A 22,289-nucleotide genomic window follows, 5' to 3' on the forward strand; every position below is an offset into this window, starting at 1 on the left:
GGAGTCCTCCTGCACGACGGGCTCGGATGCGGTGCTCACGCCCCGCTCCGCCGGGGTCGACCGCGAGCGGAAGAACTCCGCCCAGCTGGGGTCGACGCTGGTGGGATCCTCGGTCCACTGCTCGTGGAGCGCATCCACGAGCCACTGGTTGGGGCCGAACTCGGGGGCCTCGTCCTCGGGGGGTGGTGTCTGCTGTGACACGCTGCGATCGCCAGCCTTCTGAACGTCGTGGGTGATGACCTGCTCAGCCTAGCCGAGCACGGACCGGAATGTGGACGCCGGGGACGCGCTGCGCAGGGGCTGCGCACGGTGTGGGCCGATGCACATCGGCCGCGCCGCGGGAGCGCTCACGCATCGGGGAGCGTGACCCGGATCAGGGAGGAGGCGCCGTGCTCGCTCGCGGCCGAGCTCGGGTCGTCGCCGACCTCGATGGTGCCGCCGTGGAGGTTCACCGCCCAGCGGGCGATCGCCAGGCCCAGCCCGGTGCCGCCGGTGGCGTCCGAGCGCCCTCCCCGCTGGAAGCGCTCGAAGACGAGCTCCCGCTCGGCGTGCGGGATGCCGGGGCCCTCGTCGCTCACCTCGATGACGACGGTGCGCCGCTCCTCGTCGGCCCGGGCCCGCACCCGCACCCGGCCCCCCGGGGGCGAGTGGCGCGAGGCGTTGTCGAGCAGGTTCGCGATCACCTGGTGCATGCGGGCGGGATCGGCGAGGAAGGTCAGCTGGGGCGGCTCCACGTCGATGGCCCAGCGCACGTCCCGGCCCCGCGCGCCCGCGCCGAGCGCCGCGGCATCGGCGACCTCGTGCAGGAACGGCGTCAGCTCGATCCGCTCGATGCTCACGTCGGTCACGCCCGCGTCGATCCGGGAGAGGTCCAGCAGGTGGTCCACGAGGCTCGAGAGCCGCTCGGTCTCGTTCAGGGCCACCGACAGGGCCGCCGGGTCCGGCTCGGTGACGCCGTCGACGAGGTTCTCCAGCTGGGCGCGCAGCCCGGCGACCGGGGTGCGCAGCTCATGGGAGACGTTCGCGACCAGCTCGCGGCGCAGCAGGTCGGTCTGCTGCAGCTCCGAGGCCATGGAGGTGAACGCCCGGGCCAGCTCGCCCACCTCGTCGTTGCTGCTGGCGTCGATCCGCTGGCCGTAGTCCCCGTGGGACATGGCCTGGGCCGCGCGGGTCATCTGCCGCAGCGGGGAGGTCATGCCGTGCGCGAGCACCTGCGTGAGCACCAGCGCGGCGATGATCGCGACCGGGATCGCGAGCCACGGGTCCAGGGCGGCGGAGGCGCTCAGCCAGGTCAGCACGGCGGTCAGGGTGACGGCGGCGACCACCACCGCGCCGAGCTTGACCTTGAACGACCCCAGCCGGTCCAGGGGGCGCCGCGCCATCTGCTCAGGCCTCCGGGGCGGGGGCGTCGACGTCCTCGGGATCCTCGGGGATCTCCAGGGCGTAGCCGACGCCGTGGACGGTGCGCACCAGGTCGGAGCCGAGCTTGCGGCGCAGGGCCTTGACGTGGGAGTCCACGGTGCGGGTCCCGGTGGCATCGACCCAGTCCCAGACGTCGGCCAGCAGGTGCTCTCGGGTGAGCACGGTGCCGGGGGAGCTGGCCAGGCACAGCAGGAGATCGAACTCGGTGGGCGTGAGATGGGCGGGCACGCCCGCCCTCATCACGCGGCGGCCCGCGCGGTCGATCAGGAGATCGCCGATCTGCAGGGCCACCTGCGCATCGGCCGCGTCCGGGGGAGGGGTCGCGGGCTCGGCGCGACGCACCCGGCGCAGCAGCACCTTGAGCCGGGCCACCAGCTCGCGCATGGAGAAGGGCTTGGTCATGTAGTCGTCGGCCCCGACCCCGAGGCCGATGAGCATGTCCGTCTCGTCGTCGCGGGCGGTGAGCATCAGCACGGCGACGGGGGAGTCGGCCTGGATGCGCCGGCACACCTCGAGCCCGTCGATCCCGGGCAGCATCACATCCAGCACGACCACGTCGGGGCGCACCCGCAGGACCGTCTCCACGCCCGTGACGCCGTCCAGCGCGGTGGAGACCTCCCAGCCCTCGGCGGTGAGCCGGTCGGCGATCGCGCTGGTGATGGTGGGCTCGTCCTCGATGACGACCACGCGCGTGGGCGCGGCCGCGCCGGCGGGCGGGGCAGGACGAGCGGCATCAGGGCGTGAGGTCGACATGCCGTCACTGTACTGGCGCCTCCCGAGCCGTTCCCGGAAAGCCGCCGAGCGCCGCCGTCGGGAGGGCTCCGTCCTGTCGTAGACTTCCGGCCACTATGGACGAATCCCCCGCGCCGAGTACCGGCGCGCGCCCGCCCGCGGCCCAGGCACCCCGTGCCGGCCACCCGGCGGTGCGCGCACTCCCCGCCCTCGGGGAGGCCCTCACGTGACCTGGATCCTTCTGGCCGTCGGCGTGCTGCTCACCGCAGGCACCGCCGTCTTCGTGGCCTCGGAGTTCTCCCTCGTGGCCCTGGACCGCCACACCGTCGAGAAGGCCCAGCAGGGCGGCGACCGCCGCGCCGCCGGCGTGCTCTCGGCCCTGACCCACCTCTCGACCAACCTCTCCGGCGCCCAGCTGGGCATCACGATCACCACGCTGCTGTTCGGCTTCGCGGTGCAGGACCCCCTGGCGGGCCTGCTGAGCCCGGTCGCGGCGGCCCTGGGCATCCCCGGCTCCGCCGTCGGCCCGGTCTCCGTGGTCGCCGCGATGGCGATCGCCTACGCCTTCTCGATGCTGTTCGGCGAGCTGGTCCCGAAGAACCTCGCGATCGCCGCGCCGATGGCGACCGCCAAGGTCGTCGCGCCGCTGCAGCACTTCTTCACCACCGTGTTCCGCCCCCTGATCGCCGTGTTCAACTCGACCGCGAACGCGATCCTGCGCCTGGTGGGCATCGAGCCGCAGGAGGAGCTCTCCGCGGCGCGCTCGCCCGCGGAGCTGGACTACCTGGTGCGGCACAGCGCCCGGGCCGGCAGCCTCGACCGCGGCACCGCGGTGCTGCTCAGCCGGACCCTCGCCCTCGCCGACCGCGAGGCGGCCGATGTCATGACCCACCGCGGGGCCATGATCGCGGTGGACGCCTCCGCCTCCGCCGCCGAGGTCCTCGAGCTGAGCCGGACCAGCGGCCATTCGCGCTTCCCCGTCATCGACGGCAGCGAGGACGACGTGGTCGGCGTGGTGCAGGTGCGCCAGGCCGTGACCGTGCCGCGCGCCGAGCGCGCGGGGACCCCGGTCCGCTCGATCATGGCCGACGTCCACCGCCTGCCCGAGACCGTGCCCCTGGACAACCTGCTGCTGGACCTGCGCGACCTGGGCGCCCAGCTGGCCGTGGTGGTCGACGAGTACGGCGGCACCTCCGGGATCGTGACCCTGGAGGACGTCATCGAGGAGATCGTCGGCGAGGTCAACGACGAGCACGACGAGGACGAGCCCGAGCGCTACGCCCGCGAGAGCGAGCGCGGCTGGGTGGTCTCCGGCCTCATGCGCCCCGACGAGATCCGCCGCGAGCTGGGCGTGATCGTGCCCGAGTCCACCGACTACGACACCCTCGGCGGTCTGCTGATGGACGAGCTGCGCCGCATCCCCGCTCCCGGCGACGTCGTCGAGAGCGCCGGGCTGCGCCTGGAGGTGCTGGCGATGGACGGGCGCCGCGTCGACTCCGTGCGCCTGATGGTCCTGGACGACTCCGTGCGCGTCGCCCCGGTGGAGGAGGCCGACGATGAGTGACACCGCCGCCCTGCTGCTGGGCCTGGCCATGCTGGTGGGCAACGCCTTCTTCGTCGGCGCCGAGTTCGCGGTGATGAGCGCGCGCCGCAGCCAGCTCGAGCCGCTGGTGGACGCCGGCACCCCCGGGGCCCGCACCGCCCTGTGGGCGATCGAGCACGTCTCGATCATGCTGGCCGCCGCCCAGTTCGGCGTCACCGTCTGCTCGGTGACGCTGGGCGCCGTGGCCGAGCCCGCCATCGCCCACTTCCTGGAGCCGCTGCTGGAGGGCGTGGGCGCGCCCGAGGTGCTCGTGCACCCGATCGCCTTCGCCGTGGCGCTGCTGATCGCGTCCTACCTGCACGTCGTCTTCGGGGAGATGGTCCCCAAGAACATCTCGATCGCCGTGCCGGTGGGAGCCGTGTGCCTGCTCGCCCCGCCGCTGGTGGTGATCGCCCGGATCTTCACCCCCGTGATCTGGATCCTCAACGTCTTCGCCAACGGCATCCTGCGCCTGCTGCGCGTCGAGCCCCGGGACGAGGTCGAGAGCGAGTTCACCGCGGAGGAGATCGCCGCGATCGTGGACGAGTCCCGCCGCGAGGGCCTGCTCGAGGACGACCAGGGGCTGCTGCGCGGCGCCATCCAGTTCTCCGAGCACACGGCCCGCGACGTCATGGTGCCGATCTCCGAGGTCGTCACCGTGACCCATGACGTCTCCCCGGCGCAGATCGAGGAGATCGTCGCCCGCACCGGGTACAGCCGCATCGGCGTGCGCAACGACGCCGGGGACCTGGTGGGCTACGTGCACCTCAAGGACGTCCTGCTCGCCCCCGGCGCGGAGGACGCGGACTACGAGCGGCCGATCCCCCCGGGCCTGGTCCGGGCCGTCGTCTCGGTCGACGACGACGACGAGATCGAGGAGGCGCTGCGGGCCATGCAGTACAACGGCGCGCACATGGCGCGGGTGGACTCGCCGACCTCCCGGAGCGTCGGGGTGGTCTTCCTCGAGGACGTCCTCGAGGAGCTCGTCGGCGAGGTCAAGGACGTCATGCAGCGCCACCGCGTGTGATTCCGGCACGGCCCCGTGCGCGGGGCCGTGTCGCGGCCGTCACCCTGCGGGAGGACCCAGGTCAAGGTTGCGCCGGGTCCTGCGGGCGACGGCAAAGTCTTGGCAATGTCCCGGTCCAGAGCCCTGGACCTGCCTCTTGTCGTCCGTACATTTGAATCTGTTGTTCGGTGACGCGTCTTCCCCCAGTCCGGCGTCGCAGGAGCGAACGGGAATACGGAACGGTCTATCGGAAGCAGGTACATCCGTGGCGAATCATCGCGCTGCTGGACGAGCACATGTGCGACCCCTCAAGGTCTCCCCGGGCGCGCACCGCGATTCCCTCGTCCCTGCGGGCGCGGTCAAGGTGGGCATGCTCGGCGCGCTCGCCACCGCCACCATCGCCGTGCCGCTGGCCTCCGCCACCGCCGGCGGCCTCGACGCGAGCGCCCCGCTGGCCGACGCCGTCGAGGGCGTCTCGACCTCCGCTCCCGAGACGGTCGAGCCCACCGCGGAGCCCGCGGTCGCGCTGCCCGAGGTCTCCGCCTCCCTCTCGGCCGATGCCGCCGCCCCCGCCGCCTCGGCCTCCGTGCCCGAGCAGCCCGCCGCCGAGCAGCCCGCCGCTGCGCAGGCCGCCCCCGAGGCCGCCGCCCCCGAGGCGCCCGCCGCGAGCGAGGCCCCCGCCGAGAAGGCCGCGGCCGTCCCCGGCGCCCCCGTGCAGACCCAGCCCTCCTCGAGCGCAGCGGCCGAGACCACCGCGACGACCACCGGCCTGCACGTCGAGGTCCCCGACCCCGAGCTCGCCGAGCTGTACGAGGCCTCGGCCGGCAGCTCGAGCGGCTACATCAAGCCCGTGGACGCCCCCATCACCTCCGGCTACGGCGTGCGCATCCACCCCGTCCTCGGCTACCGCAAGGGCCACGAGGGCACCGACTTCGGCGCCGCCTGCGGAACCCCGGTGCACGCCGCCCAGGCCGGCACCGTGGTCGCGGTCGAGTACAACTCCTCCTCCGGGAACCGCGTCAAGGTCGACCACGGCGACGGCATCATCACCGGCTACTACCATCTGCAGGACTTCGCCGTCTCCGAGGGCGACGTGATCGCCCAGGGCGACGTCGTCGGCTCGGTCGGCTCCACCGGCCGCTCGACCGGCTGCCACCTGCACTTCGCGAAGATGGATGCGTCGGGCACGTACTCCAACCCGATGACCCTGTTCCAGTGAGCCGCACCCCTGTCGTCCTGGGCGTCGAGTCCTCCTGCGACGAGACCGGCTTCGGGATCGTCAGCGAGGGGACCCTGCTCGGCCAGGGCCTCGCCTCGAGCGCCGCGCAGCACGCGGAGTTCGGCGGCGTCGTCCCCGAGATCGCCGCGCGCGCCCACCTCGCCGCCGCCGTCCCCACCCTGCGCATCGCCCTGGCCGATGCCGGGGTCGAGCTGTCCGACATCACCCACGTCGCCGCGACCAGCGGCCCCGGACTGGCCACCGCCGTCCACGTGGGCCTGGCCGCCGCGAAGTCGCTGGCCTGGTCGCTGGACGTGCCCCTGTACGGCGTGCACCACCTGGCCGGCCACGCCGCGGCGGACACCCTCGAGCACGGCCCCCTGCCCGAGCGCAGCATCGTGCTCATCGTCTCCGGCGGGCACACCTCGATCCTCCACGTCGGCGACCTCGTGCTCGATCCCATCGAGCACCTGGGCGACACCCTCGACGACGCCGCGGGCGAGGCCTTCGACAAGGTCTCCCGCCTGCTGGGCCTCGGCTACCCCGGCGGGCCGGCCATCTCCCGCGCCGCCGCGGGCGGGGACCCGCAGGCCTTCGCCTTCCCGCGCGCCCTGCTGCGCCAGGGCGACGCCCCGTACACCTTCTCGTTCTCCGGGCTGAAGACCGCCGTGGCCCGCACGGTCGAGAAGATCGAGCGCGCCGGCGAGGCTGTCCCGGTGACCGACATCGCCGCCTCCTTCGAGCAGGCCGTCGTCGACGTGCTGGTGACCAAGTCGCTGCGCGCCGTGGCAGACCGCGGCCTGTCCACGCTCGTGATCGTCGGCGGCGTCGCGGCCAACGCCCGCCTGCGCGAGGTGGCCGCGCGCCGCTGCGCCGAGCAGGGCGTCGAGCTGCGCATCCCGCCGCCGCGCCTGTGCACCGACAACGGCGCCATGATCGCCGCCGTCGGCGACCTCCTGGTCCGCGCGGGCTCCGAGCCCAGCGGGCTCGGCATCGCCGCGGATCCCTCCGCCGTCCTCCACGGGGCCCAGCTGCCGCTGCTGCGGTGAGCTATCTCTCGAACCGCGGCGCGGCCGCCCGCAGGGACCGAGCTGGGGCGATGCGTTGCTAGACTGGCACGGCACGCCCGCGTAGCTCAGTGGATAGAGCGTCTGCCTCCGGAGCAGAAGGTCGTAGGTTCGAATCCTGTCGCGGGCACCGATGCGCACGGCCCGCATCCCGATCGGGGAGACCCGATCCGGGATGCGGGCCGTTCTCGTGCCGGGCGCGCGGTGGGCCGCGCCGACTATCCTGCTCAGATGCCCCACGCACGCTTCGACGACCTCCTGGCCGGGACGGTCGTCCAGTTCAGCGAGGTCTCCCGCGTCATCGAGGCGCGGACGCCCGGCGAGGTCCGCCCGGCGCTGCGCGCCGTGCAGGAGGCGGTGGACGCCGGGGCGTGGGCGTTCGGGATGATCGCCTACGAGGCCGCGGCGGGGCTGGACCCGGACGCCCGGGTGATCCCTGCCGCAGACGGCGTGCCGCTGGTGCGCTTCGGCATCGCGGATGCGCCCGATGACGACCCCGCGCCCCTGCCCGAGGTCTCCGGCGCCGGGGAGTACAGGGCCTCGGCCTGGCGCGGCGAATGGTCCCGATCCCAGCACGCCGAGCGCATCGCCGCGGTGCGCGCCGCCATCGCCGAGGGCGATACCTACCAGGTCAACCTCACCCATCGCCTGCACGGGCGGATCGAGGGGGACCTGCTGGCCTGCTACCGCGACCTCGCCATCGGGCAGCGGGCGGCCCACAGCGCCTATCTCGACCTGGGCCGATGGGCGGTGCTCAGCGCCAGCCCCGAGTCCTTCGTCCACCGGCAGGGGAGCATGGTGACCTGCGTGCCCATGAAGGGCACCGCACCGCGCGCCGCGGGCCCGGCGCGCGACGCCGCGGCCCGGGCCGACCTCCTGCGCAGCGAGAAGGAGCGCGCGGAGAACGTGATGATCGCCGACCTCCTGCGCAACGACCTCGCCCGCATCGCCCGGCCCGGGACGGTGCGCGTCCCGCAGCTGCTGCAGGCCGAGGCCTACCCGACCCTGTGGCAGCTCACCAGCACCATCACCGCGGAGGTGGACCCGGACCTGGGACTCGAGGAGCTGATGGCGGCCCTGTTCCCCTGCGGCTCCATCACCGGGGCGCCCAAGCTGTCCACCATGGGGATCATCGCGGAGCTGGAGTCCTCGCCGCGCGGCGTGTACTGCGGGGCGGTGGGGCTGCTGGCCCCGCGCCGCCGCGACGCGGCCGGGGAGCAGGAACCCGAGACTCGCTTCAGCGTCGCGATCCGCACCGTGGTGGTGGACCGCGAGGACGGCGCCGCGACCTACGGGGTCGGCGGCGGCGTCACCTGGGGCTCCCGGGCCGAGGGGGAGTGGGACGAGCTCGCCACCAAGTCCCAGGTGCTCGAGCGCCTTGCCGATCCTGCCGCGGGTCTCCGGTCCGGCGATGCCGACCCGGCTCCGCCGTCGGCCGCGCCCGGCACGGACGGGGCCGCCGTCATCGCCGACCCGGGGGACCTCTCCGCGTTCGGACTCCTGGAGACCCTGGCGGTCGATGCCGGAGCCCCCCGCCATCTCGAGGAGCATCTGGACCGTCTCGAGGCGTCGGCCGACCGCTTCGCGATCCCCTGCGAGCGCGCTGCGCTGCGCGCCCTGCTGCGGAAGGAGGCCGCCGCCCGCGGCACGGGGGTGCTGCGCCTGCATCTGGACCTGTCAGGGACCCCGACCGTCACCGCGCGGCAGCTGCCGCCGGCGGGGGAGGGCCCGGTCCTGCTCGCCCTCGACGACCGTCCGCGGGACCCGGAGGCCCCGGAGGTGCGCCACAAGACGACCGACCGCGCGAGCCTGGACGCGGCCCTGCGGCGCGCCCGGGCGCGCGATGCGCGGGTGCAGGACGTCGTGCTCACCGCGCCGGGCGGCCTGGTCACCGAGACCGGCATCGCGAACCTGCTGGTCCGCCTCGACGGGACCTGGTGCACCCCGCCGCAGGGCGACGGCTGCCTGCCCGGGATCGGCCGGCGCCTGCTGCTGGAGCGCGGTGAGGCGGTCGAGCGCAGCATCACCGTCGCCGAGCTGCGCGCCGCGGAGGAGATCGCGCTGATCAGCTCGGTGCGCGGACGGCGCCGGGCGCGACTGCTGACCTGATCCGCGGCGCGGGGAGGGAGCATCGTGCCGGCCCTGCCCCGCGCCGTCCTGCCCGCGCCGCCGGCGGGCTCAGCCCTCGCGGCGCAGGCGCAGGATCTCGTGCAGCAGCTGCGCGACCTCCTCGGGGCCGTCGACCCGGAAGGCCGCGGCGGTGTCGCCCGCGCCCACCTTGATGGTCAGGTCGTGCTCCCCGCCGCGCACGAAGACGCTCTCGTCGGTGACGTCGTCGCCCAGGTACAGCCAGGCGTCCACGGCCGCGGCGCGCGCCAGGGCCTCCAGGGCGGTGCCCTTGTCCGTCTGCACCACGGAGAACTCCACGACCTCCTTGCCCGGGGTCACCTTCACGTCCGGCAGGGTGCGCGCGTACTCCAGCGCGGACTCGGTCGCGTTGACGGCGCCGCGACCGCGGGCGGTGCGGGTGTGCAGCACGCTCGCCATCGGCTTGCGCTCGACATCGGCGCCGGGGTGCTTCTGGGCGATCACCTCGAGGGTGCGGGTGATCGAGGCCAGCAGCGCCTCCTTGTGCTCGTCCATGGTCAGCGCCGCGGCGTCGAGCACCCCGGCGTTCATGTCCGGCGGCAATGCACCGACCTCCGCGCCGTGCGATCCCACCAGCACCACGGAGCTGGGCATGCGGGTATGGGCGTCGAGGTCGCCCAGCGAGCGGCCCGAGACCAGGGCGACGTTCACGCCCGGATCCTCGGTGAGCTCGCGCAGGGCGGAGAGGCTGTCGGGGTCGGGGACCACGGCGTCGCGGTCGGCGACGATCGGCGCCAGCACCCCGTCGAAGTCGGAGGCGACGAGGATCCGCGGGGTGCGGGCGAAGCGGGCGAGAGCCGCCTCCAGCTCCTCGCGCGGAGGCTTCTCCTCGCCGGTCAGCCGCACCGGCGGCCGCGCGATCTCCTCGGGCCGCCCGGCGGACTCGAGATCGCCGAGGAAGGCGTGCGCCCACGCCTGCACGTCGTGGTCCAGCACCTGGCGGCGCAGCGAGAGCATGGCCTGCTCCTGCTCGTCCTCGGGCATCTTGAGGGCCTGCAGGATCGCCGTCTTCAGCTCGTCGATGTCGTGGGGGTTGACGAGGATCGCGGCGCGCAGCTCATCGGCGGCGCCGGCGAACTCGGACAGCACCAGCACGCCGCGCAGGTCCGGCCGGGAGGCGACGTACTCCTTGGCCACGAGGTTCATGCCGTCGCGCAGCGCCGTCACCAGCACCACATCGGCCGCCATGAACAGCGCCGTCATGTCGCGACGGTCGAAGGAGCGGTGCAGGTAGGAGATCGCAGGCCGGCCGATCGGCGCATGGTCGCCGTTGATGCGGCCCACCGTGAGCTCGACCTCGTCGCGCAGCTGGCGGTAGGCCTCGACGCGCTCGCGGGAGGGCGTGGCGACCTGGATCATCACCGCGTCGTGCGGATCGATGGAGCCGTCGCGCAGCAGCTCGCCCCAGGCCTTGAGCCGATGGCGGATCCCCTTGGTGTAGTCCAGGCGGTCCACGCCGAGCACGATCTTGTCCGGCTCGCCCAGCTCCCGGCGCAGCTCCGCGGCGCGCTCGCGCACCGCCGGATCCTCCGTCAGCGAGGAGATCGCGGCGGTGTCGATCGAGATCGGGAAGGACTTCGCGACGACCTGCCGGGCCGGCTCGGAGCCGATCCCGGGGACGGTGGCGGTGTACTGGTCGACCTGGTAGCCCAGCAGGTGGCGCACCGCGGAGAGGAAGTTCACCGCATCGGACTCGCGCTGGAAGCCGACCAGGTCCGCGCCGAGCAGGCCGCGCAGCACCTGGTTGCGCTTGGGCAGCTGCGAGAACAGCTCGACGGGCGGGAAGGGGATGTGGTTGAAGAACCCGATGCGGACGTCGGGCCGCGAGGCCCGGATCATCTCCGGCGCCAGCTGCAGCTGGTAGTCGTGCACCCAGATCGTCCCGCCGGGGGCGGTGGCCGCGGCCGCCGCCTGCGCGAAGCGCCGGTTGACGCGCACATAGGCGTCCCACCAGGCGCGGTGGAACTCCGGGTCGACGATCACGTCGTGGTAGAGCGGCCACAGCGTCCCGTTGGAGAAGCCCTCGTAGTACTTCTCGACGTCCTCCGCGGACAGCGCCACCGGGTACAGGTGCATGCCGTCGGCGGCGAAGGGCTCCGGGGCCTCCCCGGCGGTGCCGTGCCATCCCACCCAGGCGCCGCTGTCCACATGGCGCATCACGGACTCCATGGCGGTGACCAGGCCTCCGGGACTGGTCACCCATTCCGTGGCGCCGTCGGGGAGGGTGCGGGCGTCGACGGGAAGCCGATTGGCGACGATCACGAGATCATGTGTGGGCACGGGGCCACCTTCCACAGCTGAGCGGACGACTCCTGGCCGCCCCAACCTACCAAGCACGGCCGATGGTTCCCGGCGCGAGCCGGCCGGGCGGAGGGCTCCCTCGGGGGCGCCATCGGACGCCCCGGCGCCGCGCGCCCGCCGGCCGATAGGATCCCGGACGTCCCGTCGCACCCCGGCGGCCCCGTCGTCCCCGCACCCGAAGGACCCCTGGACCATGCGCGCACACGAAGCAGGCGCCCTGCACGGCAACGATCCCGCCCCCACCTGGCTGCCCTATCCGGCCGATGTGAACGCCCTCCTCGAGGACCTGTGGTCCGGCTCGACGCGCCGCGAGGCCGACGGGGAGCTGTCCGTGGGCGGGGTGCGCGTGAGCCGCATCGCCGAGGAGATCGGCACCCCGGCCCTGGTGGTCGACGAGGACGACTTCCGCGCCCGCGCCCGCCGCTTCCGCACCGCCTTCGCCCGCGCCTTCGCCCCGCATGCGGGCGCCAGCACCTACTACGCGGGCAAGGCCTTCCTGTGCGGCGCCGTGGCCCGCTGGGTCGAGGAGGAGGGCCTGGGGCTGGACGTGTGCACCGGCGGCGAGCTCGCGGTGGCCCTGCGCGCCGGCTTCCCGCCCGAGCGCCTGGCCCTGCACGGCAACAACAAGTCCGACGAGGAGCTGCGGCGGGCCCTGCGCGCCGGGGTGGGCCGGATCGTCGCCGACTCCATCGAGGAGATCGACCGCATCGCGAGCCTCGCCCGCGAGACCGGGGTGCGCGCCCCGGTGATGCTGCGCATCACCACCGGCGTCGAGGCGCACACCCACGAGTTCATCGCCACCGCCCACGAGGACCAGAAGTTCGGCATCTCCCTCACCGCCGGGGACGCCTTCACGGCGGTGGCCCGCGCCCTGGAGCACGACGCCGACCTCGAGCTGATCGGCCTGCACTCCCACATCGGCTCCCAGATCTTCGACACCGGCGGCTTCGAGGTCGCCGCCCGCCGCGTGCTGGACCTCGTCGCCCGGGTGCGGGACGAGCTGGGCCACACCATCGACCATCTCGACCTCGGCGGCGGCTTCGGCGTCATGTACAACTCCCAGCACACGCCGTCCCCGGCGGAGGCGCTCGCCGACGGCATCGCCGGGATCGTCGAGAAGCAGTGCCACGAGCTGGACCTCCCCGTGCCGCACGTGGCCTTCGAGCCCGGCCGCGCCATCGCCGGGCCCTCCACCCAGACCCTCTACACGGTGGGCACCGTCAAGGACGTCCACCTCGGCGGCCCGCACCACCGCGTGTACGTCTCCGTCGACGGCGGCATGAGCGACAACGTGCGCACCGCCCTGTACGACGCGGACTACTCCTGCCTGCTCTCGGGGCGCACCTCCGACGCCGCCCCCGCCGTCGTGCGCGTGGTCGGCAAGCACTGCGAGAGCGGCGACATCGTCGTCAAGGACGAGTACCTCCCCGCCGACGTCCGGCGCGGGGACCTCGTCTCGGTGCCGGTGACCGGGGCCTACTGCTATTCCCTCGCCTCGAACTACAACCACGTGCCGCGTCCGGCCGTGGTCGCCGTCAAGGACGGGACGGTGCGCACCATCGTGCGCCGCGAGACCGAGGACGACCTGCTCGCCCTGGACGTCGGCTGATCCGGCCGCGCGCATCCCGCCCGTCCCACACGTTCATACGGGGCAACCTGTTCATGCCTGCTCCGTTAGAGTTCACGGTGCCCCGTCGCCCCGACCGCCTGCCCGGAAGGACCCCCGAATGACGTCTGCGGCCCCCGCCCCCCATCCCGGTGACGACCCCCGCCCGACCCTGCGCGTGGCGCTCCTGGGCGCCGGCACCGTCGGCTCCGAGGTGCTGCGGCTGATGCGGATCCACGGCGAGGAGCTCACGCATCGCATCGGGGCCCGCCTCGAGGTGATCGGCGTGGCCGTGCGCGACCTCGACCGCGACCGCGGCGAGCACGTGGATCCGTCCCTGCTGACCACCGATGCAGAGTCCCTGGTCACGCAGGCCGACCTCGTCATCGAGGTGATGGGCGGCATCGAGCGGGCGCGCAGCCTGATCCTCTCGGCCCTCGAGTCCGGGGCGAGCGTCGTGACCGCCAACAAGGCGCTGCTCGCGCAGGACGGCGCCACCCTCTACGAGGCCGCGGACCGCCACGGCGTGGACCTCAGCTTCGAGGCGGCCGTCGCCGGCGCGATCCCGCTGGTCCGGCCGATCCGCGAGTCCCTCGCCGGGGACCGCATCCAGCGCGTGATGGGCATCGTCAACGGCACCACCAACTTCGTCCTGGACGCGATGACGCGCACCGGCGCGGACCAGGCCGAGGTCGTCGCCCGCGCCCAGGAGCTGGGCTACGCCGAGGCCGATCCCACGGCCGACGTCGAGGGCTACGACGCCGCCGCGAAGGCATCGATCCTGGCCTCCCTCGCCTTCCACACCCGGGTGGGCCTCGGCGACGTGCACCGCGAGGGCATCACCGAGGTCACCGCCGAGGACATCGCGGCGGCCCGCCGCATGGGGCGCACCATCAAGCTGCTGAGCATCGTCGAGCGGATCGTGGACGGCGACGAGGAGCGGGTCTCCGCGCGCGTGTATCCCGCGATGATCCCCGACTCCCATCCTCTGGCCTCGGTCTCCGAGGCCTACAACGCGGTGTTCGTCGAGGCGGAGGCCGCCGGATCGCTCATGTTCTACGGCCAGGGCGCCGGGGGCACCCCCACCGCCTCCGCGGTGCTGGGCGATGTGGTCGGCGTCGCGCGCCAGCGCGTGCACGGCGGCTACGGCCCGCGCGAGTCGGCCTACGCGGAGCTGCCCATCGCCGGGATCGGCGACCTGCGCACCCGCTTCTACCTGGCGCTGACCGTGGAGGACCGCCCCGGCGTCCTCGCCGACGTCGCCGGGTGCCTGTCCTCGCACGGCATCTCCATCTCCACCATCCATCAGCAGCCGCTCCCGGAGGGCGAGGGCACGGGGGAGCGGGCCGTGATCGGCATCTCCACCCATCGGGCCCGCGAGCAGTCCACCACGGCAGCCCTCGACGAGCTCTCCGCCCGGCCCGCGGTCCAGAGCATCGACTCCGTCCTCCGCCTCGAAGGGGAATGATCCACATGGCACATCAGTGGCGCGGCGTGATCGCCGAGTACCGCGAGCACCTCCCGTTCGGGGATGACGACACCCTGCTCACGCTGGGGGAGGGCGGCACGCCGCTGGTGCACTCCCCGACGCTCTCGCAGACCGTCGGCGCCGAGGTGCACATCAAGGTCGAGGGCATGAACCCGACCGGCTCCTTCAAGGACCGCGGCATGGTCTCGGCGATGAGCCGCGCCGTCAGCGACGGCGCCCAGAAGGTCGTGTGCGCCTCCACCGGCAACACCTCCGCCTCCGCGGCCGCCTACGCCACCCGCGCCGGGATCGGCTGCGTGGTGCTGCTGCCGCAGGGCAAGATCGCCGCCGGCAAGCTCGCCCAGGCCGTCGTCCACGGGGCCCAGCTGGTCCAGATCGACGGCAACTTCGACGACTGCCTCGAGATCGCCCGCAAGCTCGACGCCCAGTACCCCGTCGAGCTCGTGAACTCCGTGAACCCCTACCGCCTGCAGGGCCAGAAGACCGCCGCCTTCGAGATCGCCGATGCGCTCGGCGGCGCCCCGGACGTGCACATCCTGCCCGTCGGCAACGCGGGCAACATCTCCGCCTACTGGATGGGCTACCAGGAGTACCGCGACAAGGGCATCACCTCCTCCGTCCCGCAGATGTGGGGCTTCCAGGCCGAGGGCGCCGCGCCGTTCACCGCCGGCCGCCCGATCCCGAACCCGGAGACGATCGCGACCGCCATCCGCATCGGCGCCCCCGCTTCCTGGGACCTCGCCGTCGCCGCCCGCGACGACTCCGGCGGCCTGATCGGCGCGGTCTCCGACGAGCAGATCCTCGATGCCCAGGAGATCCTGGCCGGAGAGGTCGGCATCTTCGTCGAGCCAGCCTCCGCCGCCGGCGTCGCCGGGCTGCTGCAGCAGTCCTCCCGCGGCCTGGTCCCCGCCGGGGCGCGGATCGCGATCACCGTCACCGGGAACGGGCTCAAGGACATCGACACCGCGCTCTCGCGCCGCGATCTCACCCCGACCGTCGTCGAGGCGGATGTCAACGCCGCCGCGGAGGCGATGGGCCTGTGAGGATCGGCCGCCGGAGCGCGGCGGTCCGCGTCCCGGCCACGAGCGCGAACCTCGGGCCGGGCTTCGACGCGATGGGCCTCGCCCTGGGACTCCATGACGACCTGGAGGTCGAGGCCGTCGCCGGCGGCCTCGAGATCGAGGTGACCGGCGAGGGCGCCCAGGACGTCCCGCGCACCGAGGACCACCTCGTGGTGCGGGCCCTGCGCATCGGCCTGGACCACGCGGGCGCCCCTCAGATCGGCGTGCGCCTGCGCACCCGCAACCGCATCCCGCACGGCCGGGGGCTGGGCTCGAGCGCCGCGGCCGCGGTCGCCGGCCTGCTGCTGGCCCGCGGGCTCATCGCGGATCCCGCGGGCCTGGACGACCAGGCGGTGCTCGCCCTCGCCACCGCGATCGAGGGCCACCCCGACAACGCCGCTCCGGCCCTGCTGGGCGGCGTCACCCTCTCGTGGATGCAGCAGGAGGTGCCCCGCACCGTGCGTCTCGCGGTCGCCGAGGGCGCCCTGAACCCGATCGTGCTGCGCCCCGAGGCGACGCTGTCCACCGCGAAGGCCCGCTCCCTGCTGCCGGCCGAGGTCCCGCACGCCGATGCGGCCTTCACTGCCGGCCGTGCGGCCCTGCTGGTGCACGCCCTGGCCACGGACCCGTCCCTGCTGCTTCCCGCCACCGAGGAGCGCCTCCACCAGGAGCAGCGGGCCCCGGGCATGCCGCAGAGCGTGGAGCTGATGCGGGTGCTGCGGTCCGAGGGGTTCCCGGCGGTGATCTCCGGGGCGGGGCCGACGGTGCTCGTCCTCGCAGGGGATCACGACCGCCTCTCCTCGCTCGTGCGCCGGGTGGTGGATCGGCCCGAGCAGTGGCGCCTGGCACGTGTCGGCCTGGACACCACGGGCGCGGCGCCCGCTGTGGTAGGTTGAGGGCGCGTCCAGGCGGAGAACGCCACTGCGACGACCTCTCCCGGACCCGGGACCGGCGCCGCAACGACGAACCCCACCTCGCAGCGCAGTGCTCCGGTGCATGAGCCCGGTCCCCGGACCACGGCTCTCCGCGCCCGCACCCCGCATCGACCGCATGCGACAGTCCGCATCCGGTCACGGGACGCCGACGCACCAGAACCATCTTCTCGACGGACGTGGAACCCGCCCGCCGCTCCTCGCGGCGTGCTCCCTCCGCCGGACAACGATCCCCTGATCACCGCACGGCGGGCCGAGAGCGGCCCCTGGCGGTCCGGGATCCGTCACAGCGCTCCCGGCCGCATGCCGGGCACGACGAGCCGAGACCATCGGCTCCACAGGAAGGAACCTGGGTGAACGACACCACCGCCGCCTCGGGCGAGAACACCTCGCTCGCGGCGAAGAAGCTCCCGGAGCTGCAGGCCATCGCCGCCTCCATGGGCATCAAGAACGTGCGCCGCCTGCGCAAGAACGACCTCATCGAGGCGATCCGCGGCGGAGGTTCCGGCCCCGCGCAGGGCGGCTCCGCGGCCCCCGCGAAGAGCGCCCCCGCCGCCGAGGCCCCGGCCGCCCAGCCCGCGGCCGCCGCCGAGGCTCCCGCCGCGCCGGCGGCCGAGGCGCCCCGCGCCGAGAGCTCCGCCCCCGCGCGCAGCCCCGAGCTGGACATCGAGCTGCCCAGCCGCTCGGGCCGGCAGGACGACTCGCGCCGCGAGGACTCCCGCCGCGACTCCGGCCAGGAGCAGGACCAGGAGCGCGGCCAGCGCCGTGGCCGCTCCGATCGTGAGCAGGGGCAGGGCCGCTCCGATCGCGAGCAGGGCCAGGGCCGCTCCGACCGCGAGGGCGGACGCCGCTCCGATCGCGAGCAGGATCGCGACGAGCAGCGTCAGGACGGCGAGCGTCCGGGACGCGGCAACCGCCGGGACCGCCCGCGCCGCATCGAGGACATCGAGCTCCCGGCGCGCGGCGCCGAGGACGCGGAGGGCTCCGGCCGCGGCGAGGACCAGGACGGCGAGGACCGCCGGGGTCGCCGCTCGCGCAACCGCACCCGCGACCGCAAGCGCCGCGGGCGCGGCGGCCAGGGCGGCGAGGGCGGCCAGGACCAGGGCCGGGATCAGGGCCGCGACCAGGGCCGCTCCCAGAACGACGATCCCGAGGTCCGAGACGGCGACGAGCTCGTCTCCGTCGCCGGGATCCTCGACATCCGCGACAACAACGCATACATCCGCACCACCGGCTACCTGCCCGGTCCCAGCGACGTCTACGTGACGATGAACCAGGTGCGCCGCCACGGTCTGCGCAAGGGCGATGCGATCGTCGGCCAGGTCCAGGCCCCGCGCGAGGGCGAGGAGCGCGAGGCGCCGCCGCAGCAGTACTCCGGCGGCCGCAACCGTCGCGGCAAGAACAGCGGCGGCAACCAGGGCAAGTTCGCCGCGCTCGTCCAGATCGACACGATCAACGGCATGACCGCCGAGCGCGCCCGCTCCCGCGTGGACTTCAGCAAGCTCACCCCGCTGTACCCGGACGAGCGCCTGCGCCTGGAGACCGCCCCGCTGGGTCTCGCGCCGCGCGTGATCGACCTCGTCTCGCCGATCGGCAAGGGCCAGCGCGGCCTCATCGTCGCGCCCCCGAAGGCCGGCAAGACGATCATCATGCAGCAGATCGCCAACGCGATCACCACGAACAACCCCGAGGTCCACCTCATGGTCGTGCTCGTCGACGAGCGCCCCGAGGAGGTCACGGACATGCAGCGCACGGTCAAGGGCGAGGTCATCGCCTCGACCTTCGACCGCCCGGCCTCGGACCACACCATCGTCGCCGAGCTCGCCATCGAGCGCGCCAAGCGCCTGGTCGAGATGGGCCGCGACGTGGTCGTGCTGCTGGACTCGCTGACCCGCCTCTCGCGGGCCTACAACCTGGCGGCCCCGGCCTCCGGTCGCATCCTCTCCGGCGGTGTCGACGCCTCGGCGCTGTACCCGCCCAAGCGGTTCTTCGGCGCGGCCCGCAACATCGAGCACGGCGGCTCGCTGACCATCCTCGCCTCGGCGCTGGTGGAGACCGGCTCGAAGATGGACGAGGTGATCTTCGAGGAGTTCAAGGGCACCGGCAACATGGAGCTGCGCCTGTCCCGCTCGCTCGCCGATCGCCGCATCTTCCCGGCCGTGGACGTCAACGCCTCCGGCACCCGCCGCGAGGAGGAGCTCATGGGCAAGGACGAGCTCGCGATCATGTGGAAGCTGCGTCGCGTCCTCGGCGCCCTCGAGCAGCAGCAGGCGCTCGAGCTGCTCCTGGAGCGGATCAAGAAGACGAAGTCCAACACCGAGTTCCTCATGACGGTGCAGAAGAACACCCCGAGCGTGAACGGCCGCGCGAACGACTGATCGCCCGCCGCCCCGCAGCACGACGACGCCCCGCCGGATCGGCGGGGCGTCGTCGCGCTGAGGGGGCGGGGATCAGCCCTTGACCGCTCCGGCCGCGATGTTCGCGATGAAGTGGCGCGAGCCGATGATGAACACGCCGATCAGCGGCACGACGCTGATCAGCGCCCCGGCCATGACCATGCCGTAGTCGGTCAGGTACAGGGAGTTGAGGTTCTGCAGGGCCGTCTGGAGGGTCTGCCGCTGCGGATCCACCAGCACGATCAGCGGCCACACGTAGTCGTTCCAGGCGGTGATGAAGGTGAAGATGCCCAGGAACGCGAGACCGCCGCGCAGCATCGGCACGCCGACGCTCCAATAGGTCCGGAAGAACCCGGCGCCGTCGATGCGGGCGGACTCGACCAGCTCGTCGGGGATGGACCCGGCGGCCATCTGCCGCAGCAGGAAGATGCCGAAGGCGTTCGCCGCTCCGGGGACGATCAGCGCCTGCAGCGTCCCCACCCAGCCCAGCTCCGACATGAGGATGAAGCTCGGCACCAGGGAGAGGCTGCCGGGCACCAGCATGGTCGCGATGAGCAGGATGAACAGCGGGGTGCGTCCGGGGAAGTCGAACTTCGCGAAGGCGAAGGCCGCCAGGGAGTCGAAGAACATCACCAGCAGGGCGCAGGCCCCGGAGACGATGATCGTGTTCAGCAGCGCCTGCAGCAGGTCCACGCTCGCCACGACGTTGCGGACGTTCTCGCCGAAGCTGCTGCCGAAGGTGAGCTTCGGCGGGTAGCCGAAGATCTCTGCGGTGGTCGACGTGGACATGACGATCAGCCAGTAGAACGGGAAGATCGACAGCAGCACGCCGATGATCACGCACAGGTGGGTGACGATCGCGCCGATCCGCCGGGAGGCGACCGGGTGCTTCGAGCCGACGGGGGAGCTGGATCGGGGCTCCGCCCCTCCGGCGGAGGGGACCGGGGCGACGGGGCCGGGAGTGGTGGTGGTGCTCATCGGCGGGCCTCCTTGCGGCGCGGGGTGCGGTCGGCGGCGTCGCTGCGACCGGAGACCAGGCGCCAGTTGATGATCGCGAAGACGGCCGCGATGAGGAACAGCGCCCAGGCGATGGCCGAGCCGTAGCCGAAGTCGAACTGCGTGAACGCCTGGTTGTACTGGTAGAGCACGATGGTCATGCCGGCCTCGCCGGCGCCGCCGGAGTTGCCCAGCAGGACCTGCGGCTCGGTGAACAGGCTCAGGCCGCCGATCGTGGAGGTGATGACGGTGAACAGGATGATCGGCCGCATCATGGGGACGGTGACCCGGGTGAAGACCTGCCGGAGGTTGGCGCCGTCGACCTTCGCCGCGTCGTACAGGTCGGTCGGGATCGACTGCAGCCCGGCCAGGTAGATGATGGCGTTGTAGCCCGTGAAGCGCCAGATCACCATGATCGCGATGGTGACCTTGATGCCCCAGCTGGTGGACAGCCACGGGATCGAGCCGAGGCCCAGCGCCGTCAGCGCGGAGTTCACCAGGCCGAAGGTGTCGGAGAAGACCGAGCCGAACACGATCGCCATGGCCACCATCGAGGTGACGTTCGGGAGGAAGAACGCGACCCGGTAGACCTTGGTGAACCGGATGTTCTGATGCAACAGGAACGCGATGACCAGGGCGAAGAACAGCATCGGGATCGTGGAGAGGAACCAGATGATGAACGTGTTCCCCACAGCGTTCCAGAAGCGGCCGTCGCTGAGCAGGAACTGGTACTGCGCCAGGCCCACGAAGGAGATGTCGCCCATGCCGTCCCAGTCGGTGAACGACAGGACGATCGAGAACAGGATGGGGAACAGCCCGAAGACCGCGAACAGCAGGTAGAAGGGGGAGATCGCGAGGTAGATCGGGAGCCGCTCGCGGACCTTCCGGCGTCGGCGGGCGGATGCGGCCTCCGGGGCGGAGGGCGACGCGGGGGCGGCGGTGGCGGTGCTCATGCCTCCACTCCTCTCTTGGTGAGGACCTTGGCGGCCTGGGCGACGGCGTCGTCCCAGGCCTGCTCGGGATCCTTGCCCGAGGTCTCGACGTTGGTGATCTCCAGGCTGAACGACCCGCCGATCACCGTCTCCCAGGTGCTGATGAAGGAGGACGGCACGGTCTCCGCCGCGGCGGAGAAGAAGTCCAGCGGGTTCTGGTCCCCGTAGAAGTCGCCGTCGTAGGCCATCTTCGGGGAGTCGAAGGAGCCCGGGGTCGAGGGGAACAGCTGCACGTCGTCGTAGGCGATCGCCTGATTCTCCGGGCTGTTGATCCACATCACGAAGGCCAGCGCGGCCTCGGGGTCCTTGCAGGTGTGGGGGAGCGCGGCGAAGGATCCGCCGCTGTTCCCCGCCCTCACGGGCTGATCGGCGATGCGCCACAGTCCGCCGGTGTCCGGTGCCGACTCCTCGAGGACCTGCGTCCACCAGGCCGCGCCGATCTGCCCGGCGGTGCGCCCGCTGGACCAGGCGGCGTTCTGGTCGGTGCCGCGGTCGCGGGGGATCCGGGCGGTGATCCCGGCCTGGATCGCGGCGACGGCCGTGTCCCAGGCCTGCCGCACCGCGGAGTCCGGCTTCTCGTACAGCGGGGTGTCGTCGGTGTCGAAGTAGCGCTCGGGAGAGGAGTTGAGGAAGCCCTCGTACACGGCCTGGGCGTCGTTCATGAGGAAGGAGCCGGTGGCGCCCTTGAGCTCGGTCCCCAGCTCGATCCAGGACTCCCAGGTCGCGATCGCGGCCCCGACTTCCGCGGGGTCGGTGGGCAGCCCGGCCTCCTCGAAGACGTCCTGCCGGAAGAAGTAGCCGGTGGGGCCGATGTCGAGCGGGAAGAAGCAGAAGCGGCCCTTCGGCGTCATGCCGAGGTTCCACTTCCAGTCGAAGTAGTCGCCGCGAACGGCATCCGCGCCGAGCTCTCCGAGGTCCAGGAACAGGTCCTCGTTGGTGAAGTAGAGGGCGTTGTTGGAGTTGATGTACGTGATGTCGGGGATGTAGGCGTTCCCCGCGAGGCTCGTGCGCAGCTTCGTGTCGAAGCTGGTGCCGATCACGTCGGCGCGCAGATGCTTGCTGGTGCCGGGGATCTGCTCGGCGGCCTGGTCCAGCAGGATCGGGCTGGCCGAGCGGTTCCAGTACCACAGGACCAGCTCATCGGGGTCCTCGGAGATGCTCGGGTCGGAGCCGCAGGCCGCGAGCGACGGCGCGAGCGCGCCGGCTCCCAGGGCTGCGGCACCCCCGCGCAGCAGGGAGCGCCGCGACGGGCGGCGGGTCAGGGCGTCGGCGACGCCGCGGGACAGCCCCGTGCGCCGGGGCGGTCCGTGGTCAGGGACAGTGGGCATGGCACCCTCCTC

At 72.9% G+C, this 22,289-nt stretch carries 17 protein-coding genes and 1 tRNA gene; 11 read left to right on the forward strand and 7 right to left on the reverse strand.

Annotation, left to right across the window (positions count from 1 at the left end; genetic code table 11):
- The 3 genes from BF93_RS19200 to BF93_RS00010 form a co-directional block, all read right to left on the reverse strand.
- Positions 1 to 201: 2-oxoglutarate dehydrogenase E1 subunit family protein (locus BF93_RS19200; protein ID WP_156953998.1), on the reverse strand; the 201-nt coding region annotated here is incomplete at its 3' end.
- A 146-nt stretch (positions 202 to 347) separates the two neighbouring features.
- Positions 348 to 1,382, reverse strand: coding sequence for a sensor histidine kinase (locus tag BF93_RS00005; RefSeq protein ID WP_038369919.1), 1,035 nt, complete (start codon positions 1,380 to 1,382; stop codon positions 348 to 350).
- A 4-nt stretch (positions 1,383 to 1,386) separates the two neighbouring features.
- Positions 1,387 to 2,175, reverse strand: a complete 789-nt coding sequence (locus BF93_RS00010) for a response regulator transcription factor (RefSeq protein WP_051486327.1) — start codon at positions 2,173 to 2,175, stop codon at positions 1,387 to 1,389.
- A gap of 205 nt (positions 2,176 to 2,380) precedes the next feature.
- On the opposite strand from BF93_RS00010, the gene BF93_RS00015 reads away from it, so the two are divergent.
- The 6 genes from BF93_RS00015 to pabB all read left to right on the forward strand — a co-directional run bounded on the left by BF93_RS00015 (position 2,381) and on the right by pabB (position 9,137).
- On the forward strand, positions 2,381 to 3,718 hold the full coding sequence (locus BF93_RS00015; protein WP_038369920.1) for a hemolysin family protein: 1,338 nt from the start codon (positions 2,381 to 2,383) through the stop codon (positions 3,716 to 3,718).
- Positions 3,711 to 4,763 carry a hemolysin family protein gene (locus BF93_RS00020; protein ID WP_038369921.1) on the forward strand — a complete coding sequence of 351 codons (1,053 nt, stop codon included), beginning with the start codon at positions 3,711 to 3,713 and terminating at the stop codon, positions 4,761 to 4,763. The genes BF93_RS00015 and BF93_RS00020 overlap by 8 nt, the downstream gene beginning before the upstream one ends.
- A 277-nt stretch (positions 4,764 to 5,040) precedes the next feature.
- Positions 5,041 to 5,961, forward strand: a complete 921-nt coding sequence (locus BF93_RS00025) for a M23 family metallopeptidase (RefSeq protein WP_038369922.1) — start codon at positions 5,041 to 5,043, stop codon at positions 5,959 to 5,961.
- Complete coding sequence (gene tsaD, locus BF93_RS00030) at positions 5,958 to 7,010, forward strand: tRNA (adenosine(37)-N6)-threonylcarbamoyltransferase complex transferase subunit TsaD (RefSeq protein ID WP_038369923.1); 1,053 nt, start codon at positions 5,958 to 5,960, stop codon at positions 7,008 to 7,010. The genes BF93_RS00025 and tsaD overlap by 4 nt, the downstream gene beginning before the upstream one ends.
- A 75-nt stretch (positions 7,011 to 7,085) precedes the next feature.
- Positions 7,086 to 7,158 (forward strand) — tRNA-Arg (locus tag BF93_RS00035).
- 101 nt (positions 7,159 to 7,259) lie between these two features.
- On the forward strand, positions 7,260 to 9,137 hold the full coding sequence (gene pabB, locus BF93_RS00040) for an aminodeoxychorismate synthase component I (RefSeq protein ID WP_038370399.1): 1,878 nt from the start codon (positions 7,260 to 7,262) through the stop codon (positions 9,135 to 9,137).
- Positions 9,138 to 9,206: 69 nt separating this feature from the next.
- Here the strand turns inward: pabB and BF93_RS00045 are convergent, their stop codons facing one another.
- Positions 9,207 to 11,456, reverse strand: coding sequence for a bifunctional alpha,alpha-trehalose-phosphate synthase (UDP-forming)/trehalose-phosphatase (locus BF93_RS00045; protein WP_232226132.1), 2,250 nt, complete (start codon positions 11,454 to 11,456; stop codon positions 9,207 to 9,209).
- 214 nt (positions 11,457 to 11,670) lie between these two features.
- Between BF93_RS00045 and lysA the strand changes: the two genes are divergently transcribed.
- The 5 genes from lysA (at position 11,671) to rho (ending at position 18,943) form a co-directional block, all read left to right on the forward strand.
- Positions 11,671 to 13,086 (forward strand): diaminopimelate decarboxylase, encoded by a 1,416-nt coding sequence (gene lysA, locus BF93_RS00050; protein WP_038369926.1) that lies wholly within the window; start codon positions 11,671 to 11,673, stop codon positions 13,084 to 13,086.
- 118 nt (positions 13,087 to 13,204) lie between these two features.
- Positions 13,205 to 14,551 carry a homoserine dehydrogenase gene (locus tag BF93_RS00055; protein ID WP_051486328.1) on the forward strand — a complete coding sequence of 449 codons (1,347 nt, stop codon included), beginning with the start codon at positions 13,205 to 13,207 and terminating at the stop codon, positions 14,549 to 14,551.
- Positions 14,552 to 14,556: 5 nt separating this feature from the next.
- Positions 14,557 to 15,615: a threonine synthase gene (thrC, locus tag BF93_RS00060; RefSeq protein WP_038369927.1), complete on the forward strand. Its 1,059-nt coding sequence runs from the start codon at positions 14,557 to 14,559 to the stop codon at positions 15,613 to 15,615.
- Positions 15,612 to 16,529: a homoserine kinase gene (thrB, locus tag BF93_RS00065; protein WP_038369928.1), complete on the forward strand. Its 918-nt coding sequence runs from the start codon at positions 15,612 to 15,614 to the stop codon at positions 16,527 to 16,529. The genes thrC and thrB overlap by 4 nt, the downstream gene beginning before the upstream one ends.
- A gap of 389 nt (positions 16,530 to 16,918) precedes the next feature.
- Positions 16,919 to 18,943 carry a transcription termination factor Rho gene (gene rho, locus BF93_RS00070; protein ID WP_038369930.1) on the forward strand — a complete coding sequence of 675 codons (2,025 nt, stop codon included), beginning with the start codon at positions 16,919 to 16,921 and terminating at the stop codon, positions 18,941 to 18,943.
- 72 nt (positions 18,944 to 19,015) lie between these two features.
- Here the strand turns inward: rho and BF93_RS00075 are convergent, their stop codons facing one another.
- The 3 genes from BF93_RS00075 to BF93_RS00085 are packed head-to-tail and all read right to left on the reverse strand — an operon-like array spanning position 19,016 to position 22,277.
- Positions 19,016 to 19,939 carry a carbohydrate ABC transporter permease gene (locus BF93_RS00075; protein WP_084148136.1) on the reverse strand — a complete coding sequence of 308 codons (924 nt, stop codon included), beginning with the start codon at positions 19,937 to 19,939 and terminating at the stop codon, positions 19,016 to 19,018.
- Positions 19,936 to 20,910, reverse strand: coding sequence for a carbohydrate ABC transporter permease (locus BF93_RS00080; protein ID WP_084148137.1), 975 nt, complete (start codon positions 20,908 to 20,910; stop codon positions 19,936 to 19,938). The genes BF93_RS00075 and BF93_RS00080 overlap by 4 nt, the downstream gene beginning before the upstream one ends.
- Positions 20,907 to 22,277: an ABC transporter substrate-binding protein gene (locus tag BF93_RS00085; protein WP_084148138.1), complete on the reverse strand. Its 1,371-nt coding sequence runs from the start codon at positions 22,275 to 22,277 to the stop codon at positions 20,907 to 20,909. The genes BF93_RS00080 and BF93_RS00085 overlap by 4 nt, the downstream gene beginning before the upstream one ends.
- Positions 22,278 to 22,289: the final 12 nt, after the last annotated feature.

It is taken from the genome of Brachybacterium phenoliresistens, from assembly GCF_000576425.1.
Classification (GTDB): domain Bacteria; phylum Actinomycetota; class Actinomycetes; order Actinomycetales; family Dermabacteraceae; genus Brachybacterium; species Brachybacterium phenoliresistens.